This window comes from Dactylosporangium sp. NBC_01737, from assembly GCF_035963215.1.
Taxonomy (GTDB): domain Bacteria; phylum Actinomycetota; class Actinomycetes; order Mycobacteriales; family Micromonosporaceae; genus Dactylosporangium.
On the sequence record NZ_CP109153.1, the window covers coordinates 2,384,119 to 2,397,379 of the forward strand.

The 13,261-nt window shown below is 71.0% G+C and carries 17 protein-coding genes; 1 reads left to right on the forward strand and 16 read right to left on the reverse strand.

All coding sequences use genetic code 11. The annotated features are described in order from the left end of the window. Positions 1–71 precede the first annotated feature (71 nt). The 3 genes from OHA72_RS10370 to OHA72_RS10380 form a co-directional block, all read right to left on the reverse strand. Positions 72–524: a DUF4259 domain-containing protein gene (locus tag OHA72_RS10370; protein WP_327007625.1), complete on the reverse strand. Its 453-nt coding sequence runs from the start codon at positions 522–524 to the stop codon at positions 72–74. Positions 525–638: 114 nt separating this feature from the next. Next, a complete protein-coding gene (locus tag OHA72_RS10375) occupies positions 639–902 on the reverse strand; it encodes a DUF2283 domain-containing protein (RefSeq protein ID WP_327007626.1) in 264 nt (87 codons plus the stop codon). Between the two features lie 5 nt (positions 903–907). Next, positions 908–1,153 carry a hypothetical protein gene (locus OHA72_RS10380; RefSeq protein ID WP_327007627.1) on the reverse strand — a complete coding sequence of 82 codons (246 nt, stop codon included), beginning with the start codon at positions 1,151–1,153 and terminating at the stop codon, positions 908–910. Positions 1,154–1,280: 127 nt separating this feature from the next. On the opposite strand from OHA72_RS10380, the gene OHA72_RS10385 reads away from it, so the two are divergent. Next, the gene (locus OHA72_RS10385) at positions 1,281–1,820 is read left to right on the forward strand and encodes a hypothetical protein (protein WP_327007628.1); all 540 of its coding nucleotides are present in this window, start codon (positions 1,281–1,283) and stop codon (positions 1,818–1,820) included. 480 nt (positions 1,821–2,300) lie between these two features. Here the strand turns inward: OHA72_RS10385 and OHA72_RS10390 are convergent, their stop codons facing one another. From OHA72_RS10390 to OHA72_RS10450, 13 genes are all read right to left on the reverse strand, one after another. Beyond that, on the reverse strand, positions 2,301–2,426 hold the full coding sequence (locus OHA72_RS10390; RefSeq protein ID WP_327007629.1) for a hypothetical protein: 126 nt from the start codon (positions 2,424–2,426) through the stop codon (positions 2,301–2,303). 93 nt (positions 2,427–2,519) lie between these two features. Beyond that, a complete protein-coding gene (locus OHA72_RS10395) occupies positions 2,520–2,891 on the reverse strand; it encodes a hypothetical protein (RefSeq protein WP_327007630.1) in 372 nt (123 codons plus the stop codon). A 100-nt stretch (positions 2,892–2,991) separates the two neighbouring features. Beyond that, entirely contained in the window at positions 2,992–3,552 is a 561-nt protein-coding gene (locus OHA72_RS10400; RefSeq protein WP_327007631.1) for an HAD domain-containing protein, read from the reverse strand. Positions 3,553–3,727: 175 nt separating this feature from the next. After that, complete coding sequence (locus OHA72_RS10405) at positions 3,728–4,165, reverse strand: hypothetical protein (RefSeq protein WP_327007632.1); 438 nt, start codon at positions 4,163–4,165, stop codon at positions 3,728–3,730. Next, complete coding sequence (locus tag OHA72_RS10410; protein WP_327007633.1) at positions 4,146–4,931, reverse strand: hypothetical protein; 786 nt, start codon at positions 4,929–4,931, stop codon at positions 4,146–4,148. Before OHA72_RS10410 ends, OHA72_RS10405 begins: the two co-directional genes overlap by 20 nt. A gap of 192 nt (positions 4,932–5,123) precedes the next feature. Next, a complete protein-coding gene (locus OHA72_RS10415) occupies positions 5,124–5,573 on the reverse strand; it encodes a hypothetical protein (protein WP_327007634.1) in 450 nt (149 codons plus the stop codon). Positions 5,574–5,605: 32 nt separating this feature from the next. Next, a complete protein-coding gene (locus OHA72_RS10420) occupies positions 5,606–7,204 on the reverse strand; it encodes a VWA domain-containing protein (protein WP_327007635.1) in 1,599 nt (532 codons plus the stop codon). Between the two features lie 47 nt (positions 7,205–7,251). Then, entirely contained in the window at positions 7,252–8,442 is a 1,191-nt protein-coding gene (locus OHA72_RS10425; RefSeq protein ID WP_327007636.1) for an AAA family ATPase, read from the reverse strand. Positions 8,443–8,748: 306 nt separating this feature from the next. Then, positions 8,749–9,084 carry a hypothetical protein gene (locus tag OHA72_RS10430; RefSeq protein WP_327007637.1) on the reverse strand — a complete coding sequence of 112 codons (336 nt, stop codon included), beginning with the start codon at positions 9,082–9,084 and terminating at the stop codon, positions 8,749–8,751. A gap of 117 nt (positions 9,085–9,201) precedes the next feature. Continuing rightward, positions 9,202–9,636: a hypothetical protein gene (locus tag OHA72_RS10435; RefSeq protein WP_327007638.1), complete on the reverse strand. Its 435-nt coding sequence runs from the start codon at positions 9,634–9,636 to the stop codon at positions 9,202–9,204. Then, on the reverse strand, positions 9,633–10,757 hold the full coding sequence (locus tag OHA72_RS10440; protein WP_327007639.1) for a hypothetical protein: 1,125 nt from the start codon (positions 10,755–10,757) through the stop codon (positions 9,633–9,635). Before OHA72_RS10440 ends, OHA72_RS10435 begins: the two co-directional genes overlap by 4 nt. Positions 10,758–10,945: 188 nt before the next feature. Then, the gene (locus OHA72_RS10445; protein ID WP_327007640.1) at positions 10,946–11,848 is read right to left on the reverse strand and encodes a hypothetical protein; all 903 of its coding nucleotides are present in this window, start codon (positions 11,846–11,848) and stop codon (positions 10,946–10,948) included. Between the two features lie 106 nt (positions 11,849–11,954). Then, positions 11,955–13,220, reverse strand: a complete 1,266-nt coding sequence (locus OHA72_RS10450) for a hypothetical protein (RefSeq protein ID WP_327007641.1) — start codon at positions 13,218–13,220, stop codon at positions 11,955–11,957. Positions 13,221–13,261 lie beyond the last annotated feature (41 nt).

The following is a 13,261-nucleotide window of genomic DNA, read 5'->3' on the forward strand; positions in this document are numbered from 1 at the left end:
GGGCTGGCCGGGTTGGCTCGTGACTGCGGTCTGGGCGACGAGGAGGATCCACCGGAGCAGTTGGCCGCGCTTTAGGCAGTGGCCCTTCGGAGCACTTGTGCGGCATGTTCCACGTGCGTCAGTCCAATGATGCGATTGCTTTCGATCTGCCATGACTCGAACCACTCGCTTCCTGCACGTGTTACCCGGTTTAACGCCTCAAGCGCAAGCCGGACCATTCCCGCATCCGGTTCGCGAAGAATGGCAGCTGCCCATTCATCCTCTGCGTTCTCCGCCGCTCCGGCATCGAAATCATGCTCAGTGTCGCCAAGGACGATTCCGCCGCCAGGCAATGCCAGGGCAATTATACCTGCGGCCGCCAAGACGAGATTCGGCCAAACCCGTTCGACTGGTGAGGGGTTGAGCGCGTCAGTGAGAATCTCACGAAGGTGTTCCGCCTTCTCCTCGTCGTCCATCTCAGCAAGATCGACCAGTAAATCCATCGCGTCATCGTTGCTGAATAGACTGAAACCCCAGGAACCCACGACCATAGCTCCTCAACTCCGACAACCGCGGAGGCCAGCCACGGCGCTGTCGAGCCTTCAGTTGATGCGTTACGGATCAGCGTCACATGATGAGTGACAGCTCCGGCTGGACGATCATTGGGTGTTCGTGGTCTGGTCTTCCTGGGCCAGTATCGCCTGCAGCAGCGCGGGCGGCAGGTGCTTGCGAGCCCCCACGATCTCCAGGCCGAGGACGTGACCATTGGCGTTGAGATCGAGGTTGAACATGCCCAGCTCGAGGTCGAACGGCATGACCTGCTCGGCTGCCCCGGCTGGGATCGGGTGCTGCAGGTAGATGTATGCCGCATCGGCGTCACTGTCGTAGGTGCAGACCAGCGGAATGCGTGCCTCGATGTACATGGTCATCAGGCTGACACATGCCTGACAGTGCCGCGGCGGGGCGGTTCGGGTTTGCGGACCTTGTATCGGGCGATGGGCTTGGTGGTGGTCCGCGCGACCTCGGCGACGAGCTGGTCGCCGTGGTAGACGCGGAAGGTGGTGTCGGCGGCCTCGACGGCCAGGGTGGCCCCGGCGTGGCGGATGCCGACATGGATCTTCTGCCCGGCGATGACGAGGGCGCCGCGGCTGCTGACGCGGCGGTCGACCCGCAACGGGTCGACCGGTGGCGCCGGGGCTGGTCCGGCCGGGCGGGCGTCGCGGATATCATCTCGGGCGCGATGCCGAACCCTCAACGAACAGGAGCTCGGGCCCGGCGCCATCGTCGTCCGCTCATGGCCGATGAGCGCGCACCTGATCATGCGCCAGGTGGGTTCTATGATGCTGCCGACGCTGGTTTGGAGGTCGTGGGTTTCCGGTTGGCGGCAATTCGATTCACTGGAGGCCTTCATGCGAGAAGATCATCCGATCGATCGTCTCACCGTCACGGTTGAGGGAACGGTGCCCGCCTCGGTCGCCACTTCGATGCAAGCGTTGTCTCATCGGCTGGCCGGCCGGCGGCAATGGGTCCTCGGGCCGCCTGAGCTCTTCGACGAATCAGACGTTCATGGAGGTCGCTCGCTGGGGTTCGCGCTGTCGATCTACACAGCGCAGCCGCCGTGGGGCGAGGGAATGGATTGCGCGATCGACCGCGCCCACTTGGACGAGGTCAAAGACCTTCTCGGCGAGATCTGTCGGATCTCGGGTGAGCGGGATGTCTCCTTTGTTGTTGAGTTCGCAGGGGAGTCGGTCGGAGCGGTCGAAGAGGGTCGCTTGGACCGATCGCTCGAGGTCGGCTTGATCGGCGAGTGGCAGCGCGTCTTGGATGAGCGAAACCGGTAGGTCTGGCCGCACGAGTTCGGAGTTCACACATCTGGCGCAATGAGCGCGTTCGCGGTGTCCGTTAGGGATCGTCCAACGGACGCCCGACGACTCAATAGCCCCCGGCCACATCGTCGAGGTGGGCTACGAGCTGGCATTTCTCAGATGGCCCGTCCGATGAGCTTTCTCAGGACGCGGGGCTGTCCGTACAGATCAGACGGATCTTGCCAGCGGGTAATCGTCCGCTCGTGCGGAGGCGTCTCGGCGATCACGGCCTCGTCAGCCGGCCAGAGTCAGGCGCGCGGCTAGGCCTACGCCCTGACGCCAGCCGGTGAGCGGGTACTACCGCTCGTTGTCACGTTCGTCGGTGAGCTCGATCTGTGGGGCGAGATCGGTGCCGAGCAGGACGGCTCCTGCCGGTGCCGGCGACACACTCCACCCGCTCACAGGCATACGACTCGCCGGCACCACCAGTTGGCGGGAGACGCCCGAGTGGCGGCGTTAGGGAGCAACGGCGGCCATCTGCTCGATGAGCGTGTGGAGCTCCTCCACCGCTGTCTGCACCTCGTCGAGCAGGATGCTCGAGGCGAACTGGACGCAGGCGATGACCGTGGCCGCGTCTGACACGACGCCGGTCATGACTACGCGCGGGCCGGGTCCGACTGCCGGCGCTGGGTGGTGCCGTTCGGGTGGCGCTTGAGCGACGTCGGTCAAAGGTCGCTATCCGGTACTGCCCTTGCGATCCCCGGTTGGTTCGGCGGGCGGCTCGACGTCGACGAAGCCGAAAAGTTCGGCGATGACTTGCAGCCGCCAGGTGCGGTATCGGTCGTAGAATCCGCGGCAGACTGCCGGTTTCACCTCGGGGTGGTTGCCGTACGGGAGCGTGTCGTGGCAGATCACATAGCTGCCGTCGGCGACGGCGTCAGTGACGATCGCTTTGAGCCGGCCGGTCGTCAGGTGCATCCGGTTGCCGGGATGGAAGATGCATGTGTCGCACTGGCGGGCCAGTAGGCGGGTTTTGCGTGAGACGGGGTCGCCGACGCTGAGCCGCGGTGGGACCGCGTCGTCGTCGGTGTCGGGCACGGGGTCCATGGTGCCTCCCTCGGGTTGACGCCGTGCGGCGGCCGTCCGTGGTGCTCGACGGACGCCGCACGGGTGTGGGTTGGGTGAGGTTCAGGTGACCGTTGGCCGGTCAGGGGTGTCCGGTGACGTCGTCGAGCCAGGTCAGGATGGTGTCGATGTCGTCGCGGCGCAGCCCGGTGTGCGGGTCGACCGAGACAAGCAGGGTCGGGACGCCCGACCTGGTGCGGGAGCGGGCGTTGTCGGGGTCTTTGCCGCCGAACTCGTCGTCGAGGACGGCGACCGGCCGTTCGCCGGTGTGCTGGTACAGGTCGAACAGTTTCAGCTGGTGGCCCCACCGCACACCGGCGACGGTCACGTCGATGACGGTGAGGTCGGTGGGCAGCCCGAGGCGGGCCGCGATGAACGTCGCGGCGAGCGGGCCCCAGCTGGTGCACCAGATCAGTTCCGCGCCAGCGTCGGTGAGTTCGGTCAGCCACGCGCCGTGCTCGGGGTGCAGCCATACGGTGCCGGTGACCGGCTTCCCGGTGGGGTCGGGTCCGGCGTAGCGGTGGGGCCGGTACCCGAGCCGTTCGGCGGTGGCCGGGTCGTCGGGATTGAGGACGCCGTCGACATCCACGACCACGACCGGCCAGCCGGTAGCCCGGGTCGGTGCTGTCGCGCCAGCCGTCACGGTGTCACCGTGGCCGGATTGGAGTGAAACGGCGTGACCACCCGGCCGGCGTCCTGATCCCTCGCACGGTCGGGGTGCCACGTCGCGGCGGCTGCATCATTCGGGACTGGTCCGACCGTGGTGGGGTGGGAGTGCCGCTGCGGCGTCGTGGTACGGCAGTGCGGGACGGCGCGCCTCAACAAACTGGCCCAACCGAAGAACAGCCAGCCGTCCGGCTGTGACCGGGCACCGGTGCGGGGTGGGCTGGTCCGGACGGTGAGGGTGACGGTGCCGGCGATGCGGTCCAGTTCGGCCGGGCCGAGGAGATAGGTGGTGCCGCTGCCGTGAGATCGTCGACGTGGACGGTGCGGGTGGGCCGGCGGACGGGTATCGCGCCGGCCGGTCCGCACTTGTCGGCGATGCGCGGGTCGTCCTGCTCCATGAGCGTCGCGGCGAGTTCTTCCGCCTCGTCGAGATCGGTGATCGTGTCGGTGATGATGACGTAGGAGTCCTTGTCGGCGATGGTGCCGCTGTAGCGGTGGCCGTGCTCGCGGGCGGCGTCGCGGCGGGTGGTGTCGAATGCGGTGTCGGCGTCTTCGCCGTCGGCGTAGGTTTCAAACGCCCAGGTACCCATGCGGGTGCTCTCCTGTCGTCTCGGGCTCGGAGGGTTCAGCGGGATGGGCGCCGCCGGCGGCTGGACCGTCGTCGGGGTGCGCGGACATCGGGGCCGGGACGCGCGGGTCGGCGTCGGGGGCGGTGCAGGCGCGGATGAGCGCGGCGAGGAGCCGGGCGGGGGTGCTGCCGGTGGCGGTGACGTGCCATGGCGGGCTGCCGTCGTGGCCGGTGCTGTGCAGCGTGAAGCCGCCGTCGGTGGCGAGGCCGGCGTGGACGGTGTCGCCAGCGCCGACAGCCTGGTAGCGGCGGGCGGCGCGGTGTTCGGTGAGCTCGGCGAGGAATCCGGCGTCGACGAGCGCGGCGAGCACCGCCGTGTCACGGTCTGCCTGGCTGCTGGCGGGCCAGGTGATGTCGGCGGTGACGAGTGTGGTCATGCCGACCGCGTGGAGGGCCTCGCAGGCGTCGCTGATGTCGGCGGCTGCCTCCTCGCGCTGCTCGCGCATCCGTCCGCGCAGTTGCAGCAGCGTGAGCAGTTGCAGCAGGTCTCCTTCGTGGTTGTCGATCGGGCCGTCGCCGATGACTTCGAGCAGGAACGACAGGGGCGCGTCGAGGAGGTGCCAGAGGTGGGTGGCGGCGGCGTCGCGGGCGGTGGCCTCGATGAGCGTTGTGACGAGGGGGCCGCGCCGGGACTCCGTGGGGTCCAGGGCGTCGAGGCCGATGCGCCAGCCAGCCGATTTGGTGTGCGAGTCGAGGTGGTGCCGCAGCGGGTCGGTGTGTTCGGGCATGCGTGTGCTCCAGGCTGGAGTAGGGCGCGCAGCACTGCCCGGCCGCAGCCGGGGCAGCGCTGCGGCGCAGATCAGCAGTGGTGGTTGTTCAGGTCGCCGGTGCCGGATCGGTTCATCACGGATCGCTGGCTCAGCCAGCTCTGGCCGATGAGGTCCGCGAGTCGGGCCGGGTTCCCGGCGGTGGCAGCGGTGTCAGCGCTTGGTTGCGTGGATGAGGAAGCAGTCCGGTGCGGCTGGGTTGTCGTGTCGGTAGTCGCCGAGCCGGGTGTCGTAGTGGGCGGGTTGGCCGCAGTCGGTGCAGCGCATTGGTGCCGGGGTGTCCAGGTCGGTGCCGTCGTCGGTCTGGGTGGTGGTGTGGTCGTGGCCCGGGAAGCGGCAGGTGCCGTGCGTGCACCAGGGGCGGTCGGGTGCGCGCAGCGCGGCGGTGACGGCGTCCTGGACGGCGACGGTGAGTTCGATGGTGGCTTCGGTGCCGTCGTACGGGACGCCGGCGTCGATGAGGAAGTCGTTGGCGTCGCAGTGGTCGTGCATGTCGGTGAAGGACCGCACGGTGGCGGGTAGGATGCCTTCGGCGATGCTGTCGTCGACGGCGGTGAGGATCTGTCCCGCCCAGCCCGCGATCCGCGGATCGGTTGCTGACATGGGGGTTGCTGCTCCTGTCGTCTGGGTCGCTGTTACGCCGTGGTGAGGGCGGTGACGGCGGCGTCGGCGATGACGTTGATCGCCGTGACCGGGTTGGTGACGGCGACGGTCGTGGTGTGGGTGTAGGTGTGGCAGGCTTCGCTGTCGTCGGGGTGCAGCCACAGCACCGCGCACCCGCTGCGGTGCAGGGTGGTGATGAGGCGTTGCGCGGCCTCGGTGCCCTCGACGAACCAGCCGTCGGAGACCACGGCGAGCATCCGTACGGTGCTGCGGTGGCGCAGGTTGAGCAGCTGGTCGGCGAGTTTGACCGCCTCGGTGAACCGTTCGTAGCTGTCGTAGGTCTGCATCTGCTGGACCTGGGTGGGCTTGTGGTGTGGCGGGACGAGCAGCGTCACCGCTTCGCCGAAGGCGAGGGTGGTGACGGTGGCGTCGGTCCGTCGGGCGGCGTTGGCGAGGATCCATGCCGCCGAGGACATCGGCTCGGCGAACGCCCACATCGACCCGGACACGTCGACGAGGACGGCGAGGTGCAGTTTCGGTTTGTGCGGTGGCAGGGTGGCGCGTTGCTGCCACGGCTGGGCGGTGGGCATCTGCCCGGCGGCGCGTTGGGCGTCGGCGGTGATCGCGGCGCGGGCCCGCAGCCGCCCGGGCGGGATCGCCGACGGGCGGGTACCCGGTTCGACGCTGCTGGTCCGCGCCGCGCGGAGCCGGGCGGCGAGCGTGTTGGCCGCCTGCCGTTCCTCGGCGGTCGGGTCGCGCAGCGTCCACTCGGCCGGGGCGCCGTGACGTTCGGCGATGCGCTGCGCGGTGTAGGCGGCCGGGGTAAGCCTGGCCGCTGCGGCGAGGAACCCGCCGATCGCGGCGGCGAGTGCCCCGGCGAATTCGCCGTCGTCCGCGATTGGGGTCGCCGGCTGGGCGGCGGGGTCGATGCCGAGCAGCCGGCACCACCGCCACGCCAGCTCGATCATCGTGTCGGCGTCGGTGTCGGCGACGGCGTGGGCTTCCCGCCAGATCTCGCGCAGCTGCGCCAGCCGTTTGCGGCCGAGGATGCCGGTGACCGCGGCGCGGACGGCTTTGACGTCTTTGGCGGTGAGGATGCGCGCGTCGACGCGGGCCAGGAGCAGACCGGCGGCGTAGGCGGCGTGCCAGGGGTCGTCGACCGGTGCGTCGTCCTCGTTGACCAGGACGTTGACCATGTGCCGCAGCCAGCGCCGGTCGCCGCGGCGGCGGGCGCGTTGGCGGCCTTCGGCCCTCGATTCCTCGAGCACCATGGCGATGTCGGCGACAACGGGCGGGGTGCCGGGCGGTGCCGTCCAGAGGCTGTGGGCGGCGTGGCCGGCTTCATGGACGAGGGCGCCGTAGCCGGTGGGGACGAGCTTCTTGTGTGCGGCGCGGCGCGGGTTGGCGATGTCGGGGTCGCCGATGTGGGTGGCGTCGACCTCGATCCGGCGGAAGTGCGGGTAGAAGCAGGCCGGTGCGTCGCCGCCGGCGCCGGGGGCGACGACGACGGTCAGGTCGGTGCGGCCGGTCAGTTTCGCGGCTTCGCGGGTCCATGCCTGGTCCCACTCGGCCCAGTCCGGGTGGGTCTTGGTGAGTCCGGCTGGGCGCAGGTGGCTGCTGGGATGTGGCACTGTGGTTCCTCCTTCGATGGTGGTGTTGTTGGTCTCGTTGGTCCGTGTCAGCGCTGTTTGCCGAGGGTCAGTGGCGTGACCGGGGTGCCGAACGCGGCGGTCAGGGCGGCGATGACGGCGGGCCGGTCGTCGAGCGGGGCGCGGCCGGCGAGGTTGGCCACGGCGGTGGGCAGGCCGAGGGTCTTGCGGACCCGGGTGAAGCCGAGCAGCTCGCGCAGCTGCGGCGCCCAGGTGACCTTCCCGGCGTCGGCGTCGGCGTTGAGGGCGACGGCGGCGGTGATCGCCGCGGCGGGGACGCCGAGGTGCTTGGCGAGGTCCCAGTCGGTGGTGACTTCGATGTGCACGTCGAAGCGGCTCGCGAGGGCCTCGGTGAGGACGGCGCCGTGGACGCCGGGGTTGTGCCCGGCGATGACGTAGAACCCGTCGACGGCCTCGACGCGTTCGTTGCGGTAGCCGGGGATGTGGATGACGCGGCGGCCGTCCATCGCCGGGTACAACACGGCGAGGACCTTCGGCGGGATGAGGGTGGCGTCGTCGATGAGCAGCGCCCGGCCCTGCCGCATCGCCTGCACCAGCGGGCCGTACACGAACTCGTACCCGCCGTCGGGCAGCGGGATGAAGTTGCCGAGGAAGTCCTCCACGACGGTGTCGCCGGTGCCGGTGATGGTGAGCAGGTCGTCGAACGCGGCCTCGACCATGGCGGTCTTGCCGGTGCCGGGCGGCCCGTACAGCAGCACCGGGATCCGCTTGTCCCGCAGCCGGCGCAGCACGTCCACGTCGGTGGCGCCGGCCAGCTTGCGGGGGAAGTACTGCTCGCCGTTGGGTCGGGTGACCGGCCCGCGCCGCCCGGAGCGGCTTGCCCCGCTTCCGCCGCCGGTGGCGGCGCGGGGGGCGGCGGGCGGCATGGTGCCGGCGGCGTCGATACCGGCCTGGGTGATCCGGAACCGGTGCGGACCGGTCTCGTGGGTGGCGTGGCCGGCGGCGGCCATCTTCTTGAGCACCTCGGACACCGCGCCGGACGACGGGACACCGAGGGCGTTCTTGATCGCGCCCGGTTGGTGGAACTCGGCGGGGTGCTCGACCAGGTACAGAGCAACCAGGGGGTACAGGTAGCCGGGCCGGCTTCCTGCCGGCTCGGTGCCCGGGTCAGTCGCGGGAACCGCGGCGGGCTCGGCAGCGTCGGCGGCCGTTGCCGTCGGTGGTTCCGGCGTGGACGGGCTCGGGGTTGGTGTGGTCATGGAGTGCCTCGATTCGCAGGAGGACGAGGCCCGCGCACCCGTCTCCGGATGCGCGGGCGGATGGATCCGCGCAGCGGAGACAGGTGTGGTGTTCGCCGTGCCGTCCTTGGCCGGGTTGGCCCGGAGCGGACGGCGGGTGACCACACCCGGTGGTGCGTGCAACAGCGGGAGCTCGGCCTGCCCCGCAGGTCCAGGCCGCTCGTGCGGTTCGGCGCCGTCGGGTTGCCCCTCGCTGCTGGCGGTTGCCCACCTCACGCGGGGTGCGGCAGGCGGCGGCTCAGCAGGTCCGGGTCCGCGGATACGGGCTTAGTGGCGCAGGTGCACCTCGATGGAGGGGCGGCGGGAGACGGTGACGGTCAGGCCGTAGGCGCTGCCGTCGGACATCTCCAACCAGATGCCGCGGTCGAGGGTCAGCACACCGGCGTCGGGGTAGGTACGCGCGGTGACGGTCACCGGCTCGCCGGTGTCGTCGACCAGCACGGGCAGGTCGGCGTCGACGCAGAGCTGCTCGAGGGTGTCGCCGCTGAGCAGGCTGGTGACGAGCGCCTCAATGAGCTGCTCGTAGCTGAGTTCGTCGCCGGTGTACGGGTCGATGGAGTCGCAGGTGTCGGCGTCAGCGCGCCGATCGTGGTGGTGCCGCATGACACGTTTCCCCTTCAACGTCGTGGTCGTGGCCGTGGTTCGGGTGGTGGCGCCGCGCGGCCGTCGCCCCGCCCAAGCACCAGCTGGGCGCCGGCGCGCGGCGCGGCCCGTGACGGTTCAATGGGTCAGGTCGCCCCAGAGGTGGACTCCGGCAGGACAGGTGCGGTCGTGCACGGCCAGGAGGGTGTCGGTGACCGGGTCGGTGAGCCGGGTCAGGCGCAGCGCCAGCCACACCGCGGCGGGCCCGTCGCCACCGACGACGGTGGTGAACGTGTCCGGATGCGCGGCGCGGAGGGTGTCGAACGCTGTCCGCTCGGCCGTGGTCTGCCAGGGCCTCGTGGCGTCGCAGCGGGTGAAGTGGCCGAGGTCGAGGTACCGGGCCCCGTACACCGACAGGACCCCGCCGGAGAACTGCGGCCCGAACGCCACCAGCGGCAGATCCGGGATGTCGCTGCGCTGCTGGCGCACGGTCAGCGGGATCCTGCCGTCCAGGCGCCACCAGCCGTCGGGCATCCAGTCCCGGCCCTCGTCGAGGGTGTAGTCGTCGATCACGCCGACGGCTCCTGCCCACCGGGCCTGGCTCCGCGGCTGACGGTGCCGGGCTGCGGCGGCCACGGCTTGGGGTGGGCCCGCTCGCCGAAGATCGGGTCGGAGCCGTCCCAGGAGCCGCAGATCGTGCAAGTGGTCGCGGTGTCGAAGCCGTAGCCGGCCATCGACGGCAGGTCCCGGTGGGTGACCTCGTCGACAGCGCCGCACACACCGCAGCGCAGGTCGGTGCCGTCGGCGCCGTACGGTTCGAACACCGACTCCGCGCCGCTCCAGCCATCGTCGGCGCACGGTGACGCTGTCCAGGGCAGCTGCGGGTGGGCGATCGGCCACCAGCCGTCGGCGTCGGCAGTGACCGGCGTCCGTTCGCCGAGGTCGTCGACCAGCCACGGCTGACCGTCCTCGAACACGGTGGTGACCACTCGGCGCAGGCGATGGCTGCACAGCGTGTCGGCCAATACCTGGTACATGACCTCGATGCGGAACCGGGCGGGTGCGCCGCCGTGCACCTGGTAGCCGGGGCAGGTCTGGCCCCGGTACCTGCTCTGGTCCGGGCCCTGCTGGCCGTGCGAGATGATGGCGTCACGCCAGGTCGCTGCCGCGGGCGGTGCACTGTCCCGCACGGCCCGGCTGGTGACGGCGCACAGGCCGGCCGGGTCGATGTCGATGGTGAACCATGCGTGTCCGGCGTGCGCGGCGCGGCGCAGCAGGTCGCGCAGCGGCTCGACGGTCAGCGCCGTTCGCGCCTGCAGCGGCAGCCGGAGCATCCGGACCGCAGATGGGGTAGTGGCGGCGTCCGCGGTATCCGCGGTTGCCGTGTCAACGGCGCCGTCTGCAGCCGTGCCGCTCGTGCCGGCTGCGGTGCGGTAGGTGGCGACGGTGTGCTCGGTGACGGGGTGTTCGGTGATGGGGTCGTCGGTGGGGGTGTCGATGTGGGTCGCCGGTACCGGCGGGGTCGCGGCCAGCATCGGGCTGCCGTTGCTGGCCAGTAGCGGGCTGGGACCGTCCCGCAGGACGAGCGCCGGTTGGAGCACACCGGGCTGGGTCAGGGTGTCCTCGGCACGGGTGAGGGCGTGTTCGGCGTGCAGCACCGTGGCGTGCAGGTCGAACCAGAGACGTCGGAACATGCGTTGTGCTCGCTTTCCGGTGGGCCGGCCTGGCTGCGCCCGCCTGGGGCGAGCTGCAGCCAGGCACGGCGGGGAGATGTTCAGGCAGGCGACGCCGCGGCGGATGTGGACCGCTGCAGCGTCTGGTCAGCGTCTGGCGAGTGTCTGAGTCGCCGGGTACTGACCGCGGGATGGTGCCGCCGGGGCGGTCAGGCCATGTCCGGTCGGCTGGCGGGTCGGCGGGCGGGACTGGCGGGCGGTTCGTCGGCCAGGCCGCCCGCGATCGCTGTGTCGACGTCGTTGACGTCGTACCCGTCGACGATGTCGGCGTCGTCGAGGAAGTTCTCGACCAGATCCCGTGCGGTGTCGACCGCGTCGTCGCTGTCGGTGGCGGGGACGGTCACGGTCATCGCGACGAGGAGGTTGACCGTCCAGTACCGCGGCAGCGGCTCCAGTCCGAGCCGTTCGAGCAGGTCGTTGGTGACGTCGAGGTCGAAGTTGCCGGCGGCGACGCCGTCGCGGACGTGTTGGCGGACGTGTGCTGCCTGGGCCTCGATTTCGGCGAGCCGCGCCTCCGCGGCTTCGGCCCGCTGTCGGCAGGGACACGGCGGTGCGGTGGCAGCCGCCGGTGAGGCGGTGGTGTCGGCGGCGTCCGGCGACGGCTGCCCGGTTGTCGCCGGGTCCGCCGTCAGGCGGGGGAACAATCCGGTGGACAGCAGGTGGGCAGGTCCGTCGGTGGACAGCACGGCGAGCGTGTCCGCGGACGGGTCGATCAGGTAGACCCACCGGCCGGGCAGCTCCCCCAGCCGGGTGACCGACAGCGTGGTGGGCGGCTCGACGTCGTCCTCGCCGCGGATGGTGCCGACCCCGGCGACCGGCGTATCACCGGCGGCGCAAGTGTGCGCGGCGGTGGTGGCGGCGTCGAGGCGGGTCCAGTGGTGCTCGAGCAGCGCGGCCGCGGTCGCGATGGTGTCGCCGTCGAAGGTGCGCTGCCGGATGGCGTGGATCGCGGGAACGATGGTCTCGGGTGCCGCGTCCGCGTCGATGCGGCGCAGGTGCAGCATGGTCGGGTCGGTCGGATCGGGCCGGCCGACATAGGCTCCGTTGTGCATGGCGGATGACTCCTTATCGAGCTCGTTGACTGGTCGCTGGTGCCGGTGACGGATTCCGGGAAAGTCCGGGAAGCGTCGACGGTTGGGCGGCTCGGCCGCTGGGATGTCAGCGGGCCGCCGGGTTCGGCCGGCAGAAGGCGGCGAGTTGGCTGGCGGTGAACACCGGCACCGGCGGGTCGTCGCTCCAGCTGCCGACGAGGGGTCGGGGCAGGGTGACGGTGCCGGCGTCGGAGTCGTGGCTGGTCGGGGTGACGAGCAGGGCGTGGCCGTCGGTGAGCAGCCAGACGTGGTGGCTGGTGACGCCGTCGGTGGGGGCGAGGACGCCGATCCGGCCGCCGATCCCGCCATTGAGGCCACCGCCGATGCCGGTGCTGAGGGCGCGCAGCGCCGCGGCGAGGACCGGCAGCGGGTAGCGCTGCAGGGTGGGATGGCAGGCGTGCAGGGCGGCCTCGGTGGCCCACTCCACGATCGGTGGGGTGCCGTTGCGCAGGTGCCGCGCGTCGGCGCCGGGGTTCGGTTCACCGGCGAGGATCCACGGCAGGATGTGCGGGCCCACGACGAACCGGACGCCCGTGTCCGCCTCAGTGCCAGAGTCGGTGTCCGAGTCGGTGTCCGCGGCGATGGTGTGCTGCTGGGGGTGGCCGGTGCCGGCGAACCAGGTCACCGTCAACCGGGCGCCGTCCAGGCGCAGCTGCGGCAGTCCGGAGCCGGGCCGCCGCTCGTGGTACCAGGCGTCGGTGTCGGCGATGACCCCGGCGAGGGTGCCGGCGTCGAGGCGGGCGACGATGACGCCCCGGTGGTACTCGACGGTGCAGATCTGGGCGTCCCAGGCAGCGGACCACCCGTCGAGGGACACCCAGGCCGGCCGCCACCGGTGGACGTGCCGGGCGGCGGCGCCGTCGCCGGTGGTGGCGATCGTCGCGGGGAGCGGTTCGGGCCGGGTCAGGCGCAGCGGGTGGTGGCTGTGGCGCAGCCAGCGGCCGTGGACGGTCGCCTCGTACACCACGACCGTGTCGTCGCGCGCGTCGAGCAGGTACAGCCACTGCGCCATCCCGGCCTGCAACGGCTCGCCGAGCCGGACGTGGAACGGTGCTGGCGGATCGGCGTAGACGAGGCCGAGCGGGGTGTGGGTAGGGGCGTCGGCGAACGTCGCCTCGGCGGTGGCGCTGGTCGGCACGTCGATGCCGAGCTGTAGCCAGCCGTGGGTGAGCAGCCGTTCGACCATCGACGTGGTCTCGCCGTCGAAGGCGACCGAGTGGACTCGGCGCAGCAGCGGCAGCATCTGCTCGGGTGAGTGCCCGGCGGACACCGGCACGACGGTGACGGTGCGCCCGTCCGGGTGCGGGCTGCCCAGTAGGCAGGATGCGGACATCAACTGTCCCTCCTTGTGAAGGGGTCCGGGCCGCCGGAAGC